At 61.2% G+C, this 15,028-nt stretch carries 13 protein-coding genes; all 13 read right to left on the reverse strand.

Going from position 1 to position 15,028, the window contains the following annotated elements; genetic code table 11:
- Nucleotides 1-7: 7 nt before the first annotated feature.
- Nucleotides 8-904, reverse strand: a complete 897-nt coding sequence (locus tag D8U61_RS12775) for an antimicrobial resistance protein Mig-14 (protein ID WP_130888132.1) — start codon at nucleotides 902-904, stop codon at nucleotides 8-10.
- A complete protein-coding gene (locus tag D8U61_RS12780; protein WP_125926294.1) occupies nucleotides 904-2,034 on the reverse strand; it encodes a glycosyltransferase in 1,131 nt (376 codons plus the stop codon). Before D8U61_RS12780 ends, D8U61_RS12775 begins: the two co-directional genes overlap by 1 nt.
- Complete coding sequence (locus tag D8U61_RS12785; protein ID WP_024011327.1) at nucleotides 2,018-3,775, reverse strand: carbamoyltransferase; 1,758 nt, start codon at nucleotides 3,773-3,775, stop codon at nucleotides 2,018-2,020. The genes D8U61_RS12780 and D8U61_RS12785 overlap by 17 nt, the downstream gene beginning before the upstream one ends.
- Nucleotides 3,776-3,947: 172 nt before the next feature.
- Nucleotides 3,948-4,283 carry a YceK/YidQ family lipoprotein gene (locus D8U61_RS12790; RefSeq protein ID WP_123443976.1) on the reverse strand — a complete coding sequence of 112 codons (336 nt, stop codon included), beginning with the start codon at nucleotides 4,281-4,283 and terminating at the stop codon, nucleotides 3,948-3,950.
- A gap of 174 nt (nucleotides 4,284-4,457) precedes the next feature.
- Complete coding sequence (locus D8U61_RS12795; RefSeq protein WP_130888135.1) at nucleotides 4,458-5,909, reverse strand: lipopolysaccharide kinase InaA family protein; 1,452 nt, start codon at nucleotides 5,907-5,909, stop codon at nucleotides 4,458-4,460.
- The gene (locus tag D8U61_RS12800) at nucleotides 5,909-6,661 is read right to left on the reverse strand and encodes a lipopolysaccharide kinase InaA family protein (protein ID WP_130927049.1); all 753 of its coding nucleotides are present in this window, start codon (nucleotides 6,659-6,661) and stop codon (nucleotides 5,909-5,911) included. Before D8U61_RS12800 ends, D8U61_RS12795 begins: the two co-directional genes overlap by 1 nt.
- Nucleotides 6,658-7,392, reverse strand: a complete 735-nt coding sequence (locus D8U61_RS12805; protein WP_130927050.1) for a lipopolysaccharide kinase InaA family protein — start codon at nucleotides 7,390-7,392, stop codon at nucleotides 6,658-6,660. The genes D8U61_RS12800 and D8U61_RS12805 overlap by 4 nt, the downstream gene beginning before the upstream one ends.
- The gene (gene rfaP / locus D8U61_RS12810; RefSeq protein WP_130927051.1) at nucleotides 7,392-8,198 is read right to left on the reverse strand and encodes a lipopolysaccharide core heptose(I) kinase RfaP; all 807 of its coding nucleotides are present in this window, start codon (nucleotides 8,196-8,198) and stop codon (nucleotides 7,392-7,394) included. Before rfaP ends, D8U61_RS12805 begins: the two co-directional genes overlap by 1 nt.
- The gene (locus D8U61_RS12815; protein WP_130927052.1) at nucleotides 8,198-9,319 is read right to left on the reverse strand and encodes a glycosyltransferase family 4 protein; all 1,122 of its coding nucleotides are present in this window, start codon (nucleotides 9,317-9,319) and stop codon (nucleotides 8,198-8,200) included. Before D8U61_RS12815 ends, rfaP begins: the two co-directional genes overlap by 1 nt.
- Nucleotides 9,319-10,380, reverse strand: a complete 1,062-nt coding sequence (waaC, locus tag D8U61_RS12820) for a lipopolysaccharide heptosyltransferase I (RefSeq protein ID WP_130927053.1) — start codon at nucleotides 10,378-10,380, stop codon at nucleotides 9,319-9,321. The genes D8U61_RS12815 and waaC overlap by 1 nt, the downstream gene beginning before the upstream one ends.
- A gap of 1 nt (nucleotide 10,381) precedes the next feature.
- Nucleotides 10,382-11,416, reverse strand: a complete 1,035-nt coding sequence (gene waaF / locus D8U61_RS12825) for a lipopolysaccharide heptosyltransferase II (RefSeq protein WP_122508544.1) — start codon at nucleotides 11,414-11,416, stop codon at nucleotides 10,382-10,384.
- 305 nt (nucleotides 11,417-11,721) lie between these two features.
- Nucleotides 11,722-14,661 (reverse strand): bifunctional [glutamate--ammonia ligase]-adenylyl-L-tyrosine phosphorylase/[glutamate--ammonia-ligase] adenylyltransferase, encoded by a 2,940-nt coding sequence (glnE, locus tag D8U61_RS12835; protein ID WP_130902899.1) that lies wholly within the window; start codon nucleotides 14,659-14,661, stop codon nucleotides 11,722-11,724.
- Entirely contained in the window at nucleotides 14,658-14,783 is a 126-nt protein-coding gene (locus tag D8U61_RS28225; RefSeq protein WP_256205860.1) for a hypothetical protein, read from the reverse strand. Before D8U61_RS28225 ends, glnE begins: the two co-directional genes overlap by 4 nt.
- Nucleotides 14,784-15,028 lie beyond the last annotated feature (245 nt).

Here is a 15,028-nt window from a genome sequence, read left to right on the forward strand (position 1 = left end):
GTCTGGCTCATACGGTGAACACCGGCACAGGGTTGCACCAGCGGTCCTTGTACTCACGGTCAGCGCGCCCGAATGAAAAACGCAGCGGCTTGCCGAGTGCCCGTGCGTCTTCCCAAGCGCTTTGCGTATTGAGAAAGCTCAGCACGCTGCCGGGGCTGAACTCGCGGGTTTCGGGATCCACGCCGCCATTCACGTATTCGACACTGATCCATTCTGCCGCCTCAACGCGGTAGACCAATTGAATCGCAATCGGCGCATCGTTGAGGAAAATGACCGAGCCGATCAGCAACTCGCGCAGCAACTCGATGACCTCGGCCATGCGCGCCGCGCCGGTCGCCGGAAAGCCCCAGCGGCGCTGAAACAGATCGCAGTACATCGCGGCCAGCTCAACGCTGGAAAACTCGCTGACCGCTCGCACCACACCGCCCGCTTCTTCCAGCAGACGCAACTCTCGACGCTGGTTGTAGCGAAACTTTTTCGACAACTCTTCCGGCGTGCGGGCCATGGCCAGTTGCTCAGCCTGCAACTTCAGGCCACTGAAACGGCCTTCGTTGAGTGCCGACAGATAGCGCGCCCGATGACGCAGCGGTGCCTGAGCATCGACGGCGGCAGGCAGAATCAGCTCGGCATTGCCGAGGTCGAACAGGCCTTTCTTGCCGTTGCGTTTGAGCACGTCCTTGGACAGAGCCAGGTCGCGCCCCCAGGTAGCGATGGCGGCTTTAACCTCGCCCTGCGGCTGCCAGGCCAGATAACGCACCGGGATCCCGGCCAGGTTCGCCAGGCGCTCGATGACCAGCGGATGTGTCGCGACACTGCCGCCATAACGCTGCCAGGCAGTGGCGTAGGTCGAGGCGTCAACGGGCGACCAGCCACGTTCGCGCCAGCCTTGAAATCGGTTGAGCATCAGCCCCTCGTTGCCAGATCGGTAACTGGCGGCAGGCGCCAGAAGGTCTCGCGCACTGCACGGTCGGAGAAATGCTCATGCAGTCGCTCGAGCATCATCTGTGCACATTGACGACGCTGCGGCTCATCCATCGCGGCCAGGTGTTGCAGCCCTTGAGCCAGATGTTCGGCATCGCCGAGTGGAAACAGAATGCCCACCCCCTCGACCACCTCCTTCGCCCCGCCGCACGCGGTGGCCAGCAGCGGCACGCCGGCAGCCATGGCCTCCAGCAGCACCATGCCGAACGGCTCGTGATCGGAGCTCAGGGCAAATACATCGAAGGCGCGAAAGTAGTTGCGCGCATCAGGCACCTGACCGAGAAACAGCACTCGATCGGCAATCCCCAGCTCGCGCGCCAGCGCCTTGAGATCCTGCTCCAGACGACCGCTGCCGAGAATGGCCAGCTGACTGTTGTCCGGCAGGCCTGGCAGCGCCTGGGCAAACCCGCGCAGCAACGTGGCCTGATCCTTGTCCGGGTGCAGGCGGCCGACGTTGCCGACGATCCAGGCATGCGGCGACAGCCCGAGGATCTGCCGCGCTTCTTCGGAAGGTACCTGACGGGCTTGCAGTGCAGGCACATCGATGCGGTTGTACAACGTCTGGATTCGGCTTGCCGGCCATTTCGGCAGGCAGCGCCGCATGTCGTCGCGCACCGCATCCGACACTCCGAGCAGGCTCAGGCGCTTGCGGAAAATATGTGCGAAGAGCTTGCGCGTGCCACGCTGGTAATCGCCGAATGCGTGGTGCACACCAATCACTGGCAGCGAGGTGCCGAGCAAGGCGATATAGATCGGCTTGAAGCGATGGGCGATGCAAAGACTGAAATTGCGTGAGGCGACGATCTTGCGCAGATCGCCGATAGCCCCCAGTTTCAGGCCCCGAATGGCCTTGGAACTGTACTCCATGAACAACACTTCATCGGAAGCGCACGCTGCGGCCACCTCGCTATCGGCGGCCCCGGTCAGAAACACCGTGGTCACCCGATAGCCGGTGCCGGCGAACAGGCTGGCGTACTGCCGTGCGCAGTCCAGGAACGGCCCGTCATAGCCGTGACAGAACTGCAACACATGGCGTTCAGCCGAGCGAGTCATAAGCGTTCGCGCCCTCTTTGACCACCAGAATGTCTTCCATGATCAGATATTGCAGGTCAGAGCCGAAAAACATGTTCAGCGCATCGGTCGGCGAGCAGATCATCGGCTCGCCACGACGGTTGAGCGAAGTGTTCAGCGACACGCCGTTACCGGTGAGGTTTTCCAGCGCCTTCATCATGTCGTAGTAGCGCGGGTTGTATTCGCGCTTGAGCACTTGGGCCCGGGAAGTACCGTCTTCATGGACAACTTCCGGCACGCGGGTTTTCCATTCTTCGGCGACTTCGAAGGTGAAGGTCATGAACGGCGCTGGGTGGTCGATCTTGATCATCTGCGGCGCGACGGTGTCGAGCATCGACGGGCAGAAAGGCCTCCAGCGCTCGCGGAACTTGATCTGGTGGTTGATGCGGTCGGCGACACCGGCCACGCTCGGGCACCCGATGATCGAACGACCACCCAATGCGCGCGGACCGAACTCCATGCGGCCTTGGAACCAGGCGACCGGGTTGCCATCGACCATGATCTGGGCGATCTGCTCCGGCATGTTGTCGAGCTTGCGCCAGGTCGGCTTGTTCTCGTGGCGGGCACACGCAGCAATGACGTCTTCGTTGCTGTAGGACGGGCCGAGGTAGACGTGCTCCATCTTCTCGACCGGTACGCCACGGGCGTGCGACACGTAAGCGGCAGCGCCGACTGCGGTGCCGGCATCGCCGGACGCAGGCTGTACGAACAGCTCTTTGATGTCGTCGCGAGCGATGATTTTCTGGTTCAGCTTGACGTTCAACGCACAGCCACCAGCGAAAGCCAGTTTGCCGGTTTCCTTGAGCACGTCGCCCAGGTAGTGGTCGATCATCTGCAACGCCAGCTTCTCGAACAGCGCTTGCATGCTCGCGGCGTAGTGGATGTAAGGCTCATCAGCGATGTCGCCTTCGCGCTTCGGACCCAGCCACTCGATCAGCTTCGGCGAGAAGTAGAAACCCTTGCCCTTCTCTTTATAGCGACGCAGGCCGATCACGTTGGCGTAGTCGGTGTTGATCACCAGTTCGCCATTCTCGAACGAGGCCAGACGCGAGAAATCGTACTTGCTGGCATCGCCGTACGGCGCCATGCCCATGACCTTGAATTCGCCGTCGAGCATCTCGAAACCGAGGAATTCAGTGATCGCACCGTACAGACCACCGAGGGAATCCGGGTCGAAGAATTCCTTGATCTTGTGGATCTTGCCGTTTTCGCCGTAACCGAAGAAGGTCGTGGCGTATTCACCCTTGCCGTCGATGCCGAGAATCGCGGTTTTCTCTTTGAAACCCGAGCAGTGATAGGCGCTGGAGGCGTGAGCCAAGTGATGCTCGACCGGTTCGATCTTGATTTTCTTCGGATCAAAGCCCAGTTGCTCGAGGCACCAGACGATCTTGTTGCGATAGCGCTTGTAGCGGCGGTTGCCCATCAGGATCGCATCGAGAGCGCGATCCGGGGCGTACCAGTAGCGCTTGGCGTAGTGCCAGCGGGCCTTGCCGAACAGGCTGATCGGAGCGAATGGAATAGCCACCACGTCAACGTCGGAAGGTTTGATGCCGGCTTGCTCGAGGCAGAATTTCGCCGATTCGTAGGGCATGCGGTTCTTTGCATGTTTATCGCGTACGAAGCGCTCTTCCTCAGCCGCCGCGACCAGCTTGCCGTCGATGTACAAGGCTGCGGAAGGATCATGGCTAAGGGCGCCGGACAGGCCAAGAATCGTCAATGCCACAGGGGTCTAGCCTCTTTAGTCTGCATGCAGGCGCGATGCGCCTTGAAAATTGATGTGCCCTCGCACAGGGCGAGCGGCAGCTAAAGGGCGGGATTATAGCGTAAACATGACGGGAATTACCTTGTGCGAATTGCCACCTGCACGATTGGTCCGAATCAACAGGTTCAACGACTCAATAGCCGTCTTTGCGCCAGTAAATACTCAGATTTGAATCGGTAATCTGCCGATATACCGTGTAAGGCAGCGAAAGCGTATCGAACACGGCGGACAGCGGAAGATCGAACAAAACAAACGGCGCCAGCATTCCCGTAGGATCAGGCGGCGCATTCAGCGTGCAAAAATCGAAGGCCAGGCCACTGTAGATGCGCGGAATCGATTGGCAGTAGGTCTTCTTTTTGCGCAGGTCACGGGCAGCATCGGCGTCGCCCTGTAAAACGGTCGAGACACTGCCACAGCCTGAGAGCACCACAGAAATTACGCCCAGCATCAGAATTTTTTTCGTGCTCAAGATTCGCCCTCCGAGATCGTCAGGCAAATTAGCATCGAGCCCGAGCAGGGCACAGTTCATGGCTTCTGGAGAAGTTGTAGGACAGATCGCTGTATTTTGTCCGCTACTGCCCACAGACTCCGTTTCGCAGTGGACCGGGTCCTTTGCAAGAACCAGTCTGCTCGTGAGAAGGAATCACCCCGCGCTGGAGACTCCTTTCGGCAGCCGCTCATCAATGACCCGATACAACGCGCTACTTTCAGGCCAGTTGCGCATGAACCGCGCGCGATCGCGGGCGTAGGCCGGGGCGAAACTGCCAACCGAGGCGTGCTGACACATCGAGTCGAGGTCGATCAGCGCCCAGCGATCCGTCTGCCAGAACAGGTTGTGGCCTTTGAAGTCGCCATGACTGATGCGCTCGGCGATCAATCGGGCAAACAGTTGATCAAGCGCCAGCAACTCGGCTTCCGGCGCCTGGCCATTTTCCACGTACGGCGCAAAGCGCTCGATAATGTCCGGCCCGGGCAGGTATTCGGTGACCAGATAGGCACTGCGGCGCAGCCACAAGAAGCGCTTCTCCAGTACCGCCAGCGGTTTCGGCGTGGCAATACCAAGGAACGCCAGGCGATTGCCCTCACGCCAGGAATGCCAGGCCCGACTCGGGCGCCAGAAGCGTTTGAGCCAATGGGCGAAATTCTTGATGTTGTAGCGCTTGATAACCAGAGCCCGCCCGGCTATCTCGACTTTGCCGACGCTGGCCGCGCCGCCGGTCTTGTACAGGTGCCCCTGATCAAGCAAGGCGTCAGCCTGCTCAAGCACCGGCAGCATGGCCGCTTCTTCTTCACGGCGAACGGCGCGCAAGGCGAATGCACCGCGCTGCACGGCGAACAACGTGCAGTCGCGACCAACCTTGATCAGGTAATCCCTGAGTCGCCAGTTGCGCACCTTGTCGATCTGTTTTTGCAACGCCTCCAGCGGCAACGCATGTTCGCTGTTGCTCAACAGGTAATAGACCAGCAACTCTTCGGTGAACGGCTCGAGTGACTTCGGTAGCTGGGCGAAAAACACCCCGAGGTTTTCCAGCACTTTTTGTCGGGACAGTGGCTGCCCCGCCGCTTCCGCACGAACGCCGGCGCCATCGATCAGGTACAACTGACCGCCGTGACGCAGCAGATTGTCCAGGTGCAGATCTTCCTGCCAGAGTCCTTTGCCATGCATCCGACCGATAGCATCCAGTGCTTCGGCCAGAACGGCGGTCTGCTCATCGGCCAGTGTCGGCAGAGACTCGACCTCGGCCCAGGCATCACCGAGGCTCTCGGAACCCTCGAGAAATTCGAACAGCAGCCAGCCACCCTCGCCGTCCTTCAGCCCATCGGCCAATAACAGCGGCGTGGTCATGCCCTGCGCAGCGAGCAAGCGCACGCCTTGCAGCTCACGCTGAAAATGCCGCGCAGCTTTGCTGCCGACCAATAACTTGGCCAGCACCGGCCGACCGCGCCAGACACCTGCGCCAACGTAACGCTGCCCGGGCAACACCCGCAGCAAGCTCAGCAACTGTAAATCCGCCGCACCGGCGGCGTCCGCCAGGGTAACGGTCAATGGCAGTGTGGGTGCGCGCCCGGAGCGGGCCAGCTCGGACAATTGCATCAGCGGGTCTCCTTGTGGCTGCGCCGCGCTGTCAGTCGGGTCAGCCAGCTGTCGAGCAACGAGCTGTCAGTCGGCTGGTCGAGATAAGCCGCAAGCAATTGGCGCAAGTCGGCCTCGCTCCACTGCGGCGCTCGGCGTTGCAACGGCTCCAGATCCTTGACCCGATCACGCATGCCGAACAGCAACGGCCGGGTTTTCTCCAGATCGATCAGTTGCGCCTCATAGCCGTCGCCGGTGGCGCGCAGAAAAATATGTTTGGGATAGAAACAGCCATGCACCTGACGCGCGCCGTGCAGCCGCCGCGCCAACAGCCCGCAAGCGGTGAGAACGGCCGAATGCTGCGCGGCACTGAGCTGCGTCCAGCGCGCCAGCAACGAATCCAGGTCGCTCCAGCCATCCAGGGCGCGGGTGAGCAGAATGGCGCGCACTTCCCCGGCGACCTTGCGCTCACCGAAAAAGGCTGCCTGCAATGCCGGTATGCCCAACTTGCGGTAACGGCTGATGTTGCGAAATTCGCGGGCAAAGCTTGGCTCGCCAAACGGCGCCTGCAAGGTCCGCGTCAGGTAATTGCTTTGGCGCTTGAGGTAATAGCCCTGGCCTTCAAGATCCAGGCGGAACACGCTGCTCCAGCCGCCACCGGCAGTGTTGGGCTCATCCACAGCTTCAAGCTGTTTTGCCCACAGTGCGTCGAAATTGCCGAGACCGTGGCGCTCCAGCAATGCGCAGTCCTGTTCGGCAAGAAAATCAGTCATTCGCGCCCCTCAAAAAATCTCACCACGTGGCGAATCCGTTTCTTGTCGGCGACATCGAGCCGATCACACTGGCGATACTGCTTGTAGAAGCGCAGGCGCTGGGTGTTGGACAGGTGATATTTGGCCAGTTTGTCGAGACAGGCGAGGTCCTTGGTGATCCGGTACTTGAGCCAGAAGCCGCGCCAGAATTCGCCGTTGGGGCAGTCGATGAGGAAGATGCGCGCCTGATCGTCGATCAGCAGGTTGCGCCATTTCAAATCGTTATGCGTAAACCGATGGTCGTGCATGGTCCGGGTGTAACCGGCCAATTGCTGGCTGACACCGTCGACCCAGGCGCGATCCTTGAGCCGGGGATCCTTGCGCTCGGCCAGCGCCGAGAGGTCTTCGGTATTGGGCAGCTCACGGGTGATCATCGCACCCCGATCGTAGGCCGCGCCGCGCCGCTCCAGGCCCCAGGCCACCACCTCGGCAGTGGGGATGCCCCACTTGGCGAAGCGCTTGAGGTTCTGCCATTCCATTTTTACCCGCGGCTTGCCGAGGTAACGGCGCAGGCCCTTACCGGCGCCGACGTAGCGTTTGACGTAGTAATTGACCCCTTCGCGCTGCACCCGAACGACTTCCGACAGCGGATCGCGGGTCAGGCGTTCGCCCTGTAACGCAAACACCGCTTCGAGGCTGCCGAAATCTTCCGCGAGTTCGCCGTACTGCGGCTCAAGTGTCCAGCCCGCCATCAGAGCGCATCCCCGTAACGCTGTTTGCGCGCGTAGAGCTTGTCGGCCTTGCCTTGCAGCCAGCTCAGCAGTGGCGCCTCTTCTGCCAGAATCTGCCGCAGCGGTTGCTGGAAGTAGCCCTTGAGGAAACGCAGTTTGTCGCGGCGGGTCAGGCCGATGTCCAACGCCGAGAAGTACAGCGCCGCCAGATCCTTGTTGCGCCAGCGCTGAGTGATTTTCGCGCGGGTTTGGGCACGGTGCAGATCGATCACCGAGAGTTTGAAATCCTGCGGTGTGACCGGTTTGTCGGTGTGCAGCAGAAAATGGCAGATGTAGCAGTCGCGGTGATTGACCCCGGCGCGGTGCATCATCCCGGTCATCCGCGCGACTTCGGCAATCAATGCGCGCTTGAGTGTTGGCTCCGGCGGCTGCTTGACCCAGTCAATGCTGAAGTCTTCGAGGCTGATGGTCGGCGCCAGCTCTTCGGTGACGATGAACGAATGCTGATCCGCCGGGTTGCTGCCCTTCTCACCGTAGGCGACGGCGGTCATGGTCGGCACGCCAACTTCCTGAAGGCGCTGGATGGCCTTCCACTCTTGCCCGGCGCCGAGCACCGGCAGCTTGGCGGTCAGCAGATTCTTGAAGATTTCGCCCCAGCCGATACCACGGTGGATCTTGACGAAAAAACCATGGCCGTCGACTTCCGTGCGCAATGTCCGGCGCGCTTCCAGCTCGCGGTATACCTCGCCCTGCAAGCCTTCGACTGCGGCGAACGGGTCGCGTCCGACCCAAAGGCTTTTGAACGGTTCAGCCAGCATCAACTTCATTAAGCGTGCTCCGCCAGAATCACATCCGCCGCGTGCTGCGGCATGCTGTAGAGGTCGGCCGTCTCGGCGAAGGCCAGACCGTTGCGGCTCCAGGCCGCACGTGCAGCGTCGTTGCTCAACATCTCGGTCAGGTATTGCGTCAGCTGCGCCTGCTCGAACGGCTCGTCGAGCACTCGCCCGGCATCGGCTTCGGCGATGTAATGGGCGTAACCGCAGACCGCACTGACCAGCACCGGCAACCCGGCCACCAGCGCTTCAAGCAGCACGGTGCCGGTGTTTTCGTTGTAGGCCGGGTGAATCAACAGGTCAGCGCCGAGCAGAAAACGCGGGATATCGCTGCGCCCTTTGAGGAAGGTCACATTGTCGCCCAGGCCCAGCGTCGCACTCTGCATCTGGAACAATTTGGGGTCATCCTGGCCGATTACAAACAGGCGGGTGCGTTTGCGCAATTCGGCAGGCAGGGCGGCCAGCGCCTTGAGGCTGCGATCGACACCCTTGGTCTTGAAGCCGGAGCCGATCTGCACCAGCAGCAACTCGTCCTCCTTGAGATCGAATTCAGCGCGGAAACCGGCGCGAATCTCGTCGGCATTCGCTGGCCGCCGACGATCCTGGGCAATGCCCGGCGGCAGCAAGTGGAAACGCTCGAGCGGCGTGTCGTAATACTTGATGAACAGCGGCTGCTGCACTTCGGAAATCATCAGCACTTCGGTCTTCGCGTCCTTGGCGAACACCGCGCGCTCGTACTCGGCAAAATGGCGATAGCGGCCCCAGCGGCGATACAGCGAGTTGCGCAGGTTCTGCGCCTTGTCTTCGAAGCAGCCGTCGGCGGCGTAGTAGACGTCAAGGCCCGGCATTTTGTTGAAGCCGATCAGGCGATCGACCGGACGCTTGGCCAGATCCGCAGCCATCCACGCGCTGAGCTTTTCGTTGCGACGGTGATTGAAGAACGCTTTGACCGGCGCCACCAGCACTTCGAAACCCGGTGGCACGTCGCCTTCCCAGATCAGCGTGTAGACGCGAATCTGATGGCCGCGTTTCTGGCATTCGAGGGCGATGCGCATGAAGTCGCGCTGCAAGCCACCGAACGGGAAATATTTGTACAGGACAAATGCCAATTGCATCAGCGCAACTCCTCAGCCATTAACAACGTGCTCAGTCGGCTGGCGACACGCTCGGGGTTCACACGCGTGAAGCACAAAGGCTGCTCGCGTATCAGGTCAAACTGACGGGCATCCTGCTCGGTCGGTTGATAGGTACATTTTTTCTGCATGCAGGGCGCGCACGGGAAGTCGCTGGCCAGATGAATCTGCAGCTTGCCGTAGGCGCCGGTGAGGCCCGGGTTGGTCGGGCCGAACAACGAAATCGTCGGTACATCAAGCGCAGCGGCCAGATGGCCGAGCCCGGTGTCCACCGCCACGCAGGCTTGCGCGCCGGCGAGGACTTTGCCGACGCCGGCCAGATTGAGCTTCGGCAGCACTTCGGCGTGTTTGAAGCCGGCAGCGATGCGTTCGGCGCGGGCCTTTTCCTGCGGGCTGCCCCACGGCAGCTTCACGCCAACGCCGAGGTAGCCGACCCGCTCGGTCAGCTCGCGCCAGTAGATTTCCGGCCAGTGCTTGGTATCCCAAGTGGTGCCGTGGAGGAACACCACGTAAGCGTTCTTGCGTGGCAACTCGACCAGTCGCTCGACGTTGAGGCCGTAATCGCCGAGGCCTTTGGGCAAGTCGTAACCCAGAGCGATGGCGAATAACTGGCGTACGCGCTCGACGGCGTGCTGGCCTCGGGCGACAGCGAGTTTACGATCGTAGAAGCGCGCAGCCATCGGCTCGCGCGCGGAAGTTTTATCGAGGCCGGCCACCGGGGCTTTGACGTAGCGGGTCAGCCAGGCACTTTTCAGCAGGCCTTGAGCGTCGATCACCAGATCGTATTTATTGGCGCGCACGCTTTGCTTGAAGCGTTTCCACTCGCCGCCGGTGATGGTTTTCCACAAATTCTTGCGCCAGCGGCGGATCGCCACCGGAATCACTTTATCGACCGCCGGGTGCCAGCTCGGAATCTCGGCGAAGCCTTCTTCCACCACCCAGTCGAACTTGATGCCCGGGATCGCCCGTGCGGCGTCGGTCAGCGCTGGCAACGCGTGAATCACGTCGCCCAGCGATGAAGTCTTGATCAGCAATACCCGCAAGTTAATGAACCTCGACCACGGAGCCCTGCAACTTCTGCAAGGCATCGTTGACCGCGTCCGGCATCAGCTGGCGCAGGCAGTTGTAATGGCCGAACCGGCAAGTGCGATCGAAGCACGGGCTGCATTCGATGCCCAGGCGCACGATCTCGACCTGCTCGGCCAGCGGCGGGGTGAAGCCCGGCGAGGTCGAGCCGTACACCGCGACCAGCGGACGATTCAATGCCGCAGCGACGTGCATCAGGCCGGAATCATTGGATACAACCGAATCAGCGCATGAGAGCAGGTCAATGGCCTCGGCCAGCGAGGTACCGCCGCTGAGGTTGACCGATTCTTCACGCAGGCCCGGGATCAAACGTGCGCGGATATCTTCGCCGACCGCGTGATCGTTTTTCGAGCCGAACAGCCATACCTGCCAGCCTTCGCGGATGCGCGCTTCGGCGACCTTGGCGTAGTGCTCGGACGGCCAGCGCTTGGATTCGCCGAATTCGGCCCCGGGGCACAGGGCCAGGACCGGGCGATCAAGGCTCAGGCCGAATTTGGCCAGTGCCGCTTCGCGGGTCACCGGGTCGATTTGCAGACTCGGGCGCGGGTACGGCTTTGGCAGCTCGGCGTTCGCTTCATAGGCCAGCGCCATGAAACGCTCGATCATCAGCGGGTAGCGTTCTTTGTCGAGAGTGCGCACGTCGTTGAGCAGGCCATAGCGGAACTCGCCGCGCCAGCCAGTGCGTTTCGGGATGCCGGCAAAAAACGGCACCAGTGCCGATTTCAGCGAGTTGGGCAGCAGGATCGCCTGATCGTACTGACCGCGCAGGGATTTGCCGATGCGCCGGCGCGTCGCCAGTTCCAGCGCGCCGTGGCCGAGCGGGAAGCTCAAGGCCTTGCGCACTTCGGGCATGCGCTCGAGGATCGGCCGGCTCCACTCGGGCGCCAGCACGTCGATTGCGCATTGCGGGTGGCGCTGTTTGAGACACTGAAACAGTGTCTGCGCCATCACCATGTCACCGACCCAACTGGGCCCAACGATCAGAATATTCATGTGGTTTCCAAAAACGAACCGGGGAGGCATTTACGCCTCCCCGCCTCGATAATCATTGTGGAAGCGGCGCTGCTGGCGATGGGTCATTTCGTTCAACATGTCTGTCGACTGTCACTCCACTATCGCGAGCAGGCTCACTCCTACAGGTTTTTGCATCTGTTCACATCACTGCGCTCACCGCAGATCACTGTGGGAGCGAGCTTGCTCGCGAAGGGGCCATCACATCCGACATCGGTGTCGTCTGACACTCCGCCTTCGCGAGCAAGCTCGCTCCCACAGGGTATTGGGTGCTGCATAAACCGCTTTCAGCTTAGCCCCATCTCTTGCCATATCCGCAAAACCTGCCGGCGTTCGTCGGCAAACTGGTCGCCCGGTATCACCCCGGCGTCCTTCTGCAAGGCCTGCCGGTGGGCGGCGGAGCGATAGGCCTTATAGGCCTCGCGCAACAGACTGGCATCTTCGGCGGGCATCAGCCGTTCGTGCTCCAGCTCTTCCAGAATGCGGATGTTATCGGTCCAGCGCAGCAGCGGTGGATGGCTGTGCGACCACGCCAGGGCCGCGTATTGCACCATAAATTCAATATCGACGATACCTCCGGCGTCCTGCTTGAGGTCGAACGGCACGCCCGCGTCAAACGCATTCGCCGCCGTGCCGGCTGCGGTGCTGCGGGTGCCAAGGTTGTCGCGCATCTTGGCGCGCATCTCGCTGACTTCCTGTTGCAGTTTGGCCAGATCCCGCGGTTTGCCCAACACCTGCGCACGGACTTTCTCGAAGGCCTGACCAACGTCCTGACTACCCACCAGCACCCGTGCGCGTACCAGCGCCTGATGCTCCCACGTCCAGGCTTCGTTTTCCTGATAGCGGGCGAACGCGCCGAGGGAACTCACCAACAGCCCGGAAGCGCCGGACGGCCGCAGACGCATATCCACTTCATACAGCTGGCCGGAGTTGGTCTGCGCCGTGAGCAGGTGGATGATCCGCTGCCCCAGACGCGTGAAGAACTGCGCGCCGTCGATGGATTTCGGTCCGTCGGTTTCCGCCTGCGGATCGCCGTCATGGATGAACACCAGATCCAGGTCCGAACCATGCCCCAATTCGATACCGCCGACTTTGCCATAACCGACAATGATGAAGCCGGGATCGCACAGCGTGCCGTCGGTGCGCAGCGGTGTGCCGTACTTCGCCACGGTCTGCCGCCAGGCCAGGGCCAGCACCTGTTCGAGAATCGCTTCGGCCAGCCAGGTCAGGTAATCGCTGACTTTCATCAGCGGCAGGCTGCCTGCAATCTCCGAAGCGGCGACGCGCAAGCGGTGCGCCAGTTTGAAATGGCGCAGGGCTTCCATCTGTTGTTCGAGGTCGTCCTCGGGAATTCGTGTCAGCCGCTCGCGCAACTCGGCCGCCAGTTCCGGCGCCAGCGGCGGCTTGAACAGCCGGCCCTCGTTGAGCAATTCATCGAGCAGCAACGGGAAGCGCGTGATCTGCTCGGCAATCCACGGGCTCGCCGCACACAGGGTCAATAAACGTCGCAGCGCGCCGGGGTTTTCCGTGAGCAAAACCAGATACGCCGAACGCCGCGCCACCGCTTCCACCAGCGGCAGCACGCGCTCGAGTACCAGATCGGGATTGTCATGCTCCACCGCTTGCGCAAGCAGTCGCGGAATAAAAGCATCGAGACGCTCGCGCCCCAGCCGCTGCATCGCGCGCAATTGCGGACTGCCACGCAAACCGGCCAGCGCTTTGAGGGCTTTGCCGGCATCGACGAAACCGCCCTCCTGCAACTGCCGGCACGCGGCCTCCTCGTCCTGTTCTTCCTCCCACAGCGGCAGCCATTCACCACCGACCACCACTTCGCTTTCGCTGCCCTCTTCCTCATCGGGATCGGCGATCACCTGGGCGAAATGCCAGGCCACGCGCCCGCGCCAGTACATCAGCTGTTCGTGGAACGCCGACCAATCGGCGAAGCCCAGCATGAAGGCGATGCGCGCCTGATCCTGAGCGCTGTCCGGCAGCATCTGCGTCTGGCGATCAGCAATCGCCTGAATGGCATGTTCGGTGTAACGCAGAAACTCGTACCCTTCGCGCAATTCACTGACCACCGCCGGCGGCAGATAGCCCTGCCCTTCCAGCGTGCTCAGCACCTTTAATAGAGGACGCTGTTGCAGGCTCAGGTCGCGGCCACCGTGGATCAATTGAAAGGCCTGAGCGATAAACTCGACCTCACGAATGCCGCCGGAGCCGAGCTTGATATTGTCGGCCATGCCCTTGCGCCGCACTTCCTGCTGGATCAACTGCTTCATCGTGCGCAGCGCTTCGATCGCCGAGAAGTCCAGATAGCGCCGATAAACGAACGGCCGCAGCATGTCGAGCAACTGCGCGCCGGCGACCTGATCGCCAGCCACCACCCGCGCCTTGATCATCGCGTAGCGTTCCCAGTCGCGGCCCTGATCCTGGTAATACTGCTCCAGCGCGTTGAAGCTGAGCACCAGCGCACCAGACGATCCGTATGGACGCAGGCGCATGTCGACGCGGAAGACGAAGCCGTCGACCGTCATGGGATCCAGCGCCTTGATCAGACGCTGGCCGAGGCGGATGAAGAATTCCTGATTATCCAGCGAGCGTTTCACGCCGACGGTTTCGCCGCCTTCGGGGTAGGCGAAGATCAGGTCGATGTCGGAAGACAGATTCAGCTCGACCGCGCCGAGCTTGCCCATGCCGAGGATGACCATCTGCTGCGGCTCACCGCTGCGCCGCCCGGTCGGCGTGCCGAATTGCTCGCAATGGCGGCTGTACAGCCATTGATAAGCCTGATCGATGGTGGCGTCGGCCATGTCCGAGAGGTCGCGGCAGGTCTGCACCAGATCGGCCTGGCGGGTCAGGTCGCGCCAGATGATCCGCACCTGATGGCGTGCGCGCTGGCGACGCAAGGCGCGGCCGAGTTCGTCTTCGCTCTGCGCGCTGTTCACAGCGGCGGCAATCTGTGCGCACAGCTCGCCGGGCGCAAACGCTCGATCAAGTTCGCCGGACGCGACCAGCGACAACAACATCAAAGGGTCACGAATGCTCTGTTCAATGACAAATTCGCTGGCGGCGCTGACGCGGGCGAATTGCGCCCAGCGCTCCGACGTCCAGTTCGACAGGCCGTGATCGTCTTCAAGGGCGGCGACGGACGTACGGAACGACTGCTCGGATCGGCTGACCAACGGCAGGAGAATGGCGGGCAGTTCGGCAAGCACGGGCAGGGTCATGGTCTATCCTTGATCGGCGTATTGAGGGCCGCTTGTAGTGAATGATGAAAACCCGCTACGTGAAGGACTGTCGAACAAAAGTTAGAAATAGCTGAAATTTCTTCTTCTTTGGCATCCAGCATCAAACTTTCACCTTATTCGGATGGAAATCGACCCGCCTTAACGATTATTCTCACAACGCAGTCGGAGGCCACAAGCCTTTCATCTGTAGTTTTACTACTCGTCTATACATTCGAAAGGCTGAAATGCCGGAAGATTTGTAGTAAAACTACACGCCGCCGGAACAACCTGTCGGCAATCCAAGAATTTTAAATCGTCTGCCCACAAGGCCAGTCGCAAACTCAGGCAACCGATTCTGGAAGCCTTT

Source organism: Pseudomonas sp. Sample_14 (assembly GCF_004307515.1).
Classification (GTDB): Bacteria; Pseudomonadota; Gammaproteobacteria; order Pseudomonadales; family Pseudomonadaceae; genus Aquipseudomonas; species Aquipseudomonas atacamensis.

Coding starts and splice junctions, on each gene's coding strand:
- glnE (WP_130902899.1), bottom strand. CDS start 14,661: ATGACCCTGCCCGTGCTTGCCGAACTGCCCGCCATTCTCCTGCCGTTG.
- rfaP (WP_130927051.1), bottom strand. CDS start 8,198: ATGAAGTTGATGCTGGCTGAACCGTTCAAAAGCCTTTGGGTCGGACGC.
- D8U61_RS28225 (WP_256205860.1), bottom strand. CDS start 14,783: ATGCTGGATGCCAAAGAAGAAGAAATTTCAGCTATTTCTAACTTTTGT.
- D8U61_RS12815 (WP_130927052.1), bottom strand. CDS start 9,319: ATGCAATTGGCATTTGTCCTGTACAAATATTTCCCGTTCGGTGGCTTG.
- D8U61_RS12805 (WP_130927050.1), bottom strand. CDS start 7,392: ATGGCGGGCTGGACACTTGAGCCGCAGTACGGCGAACTCGCGGAAGAT.
- D8U61_RS12795 (WP_130888135.1), bottom strand. CDS start 5,909: ATGCAATTGTCCGAGCTGGCCCGCTCCGGGCGCGCACCCACACTGCCA.
- D8U61_RS12775 (WP_130888132.1), bottom strand. CDS start 904: ATGCTCAACCGATTTCAAGGCTGGCGCGAACGTGGCTGGTCGCCCGTT.
- D8U61_RS12780 (WP_125926294.1), bottom strand. CDS start 2,034: ATGACTCGCTCGGCTGAACGCCATGTGTTGCAGTTCTGTCACGGCTAT.
- waaF (WP_122508544.1), bottom strand. CDS start 11,416: ATGAATATTCTGATCGTTGGGCCCAGTTGGGTCGGTGACATGGTGATG.
- D8U61_RS12800 (WP_130927049.1), bottom strand. CDS start 6,661: ATGACTGATTTTCTTGCCGAACAGGACTGCGCATTGCTGGAGCGCCAC.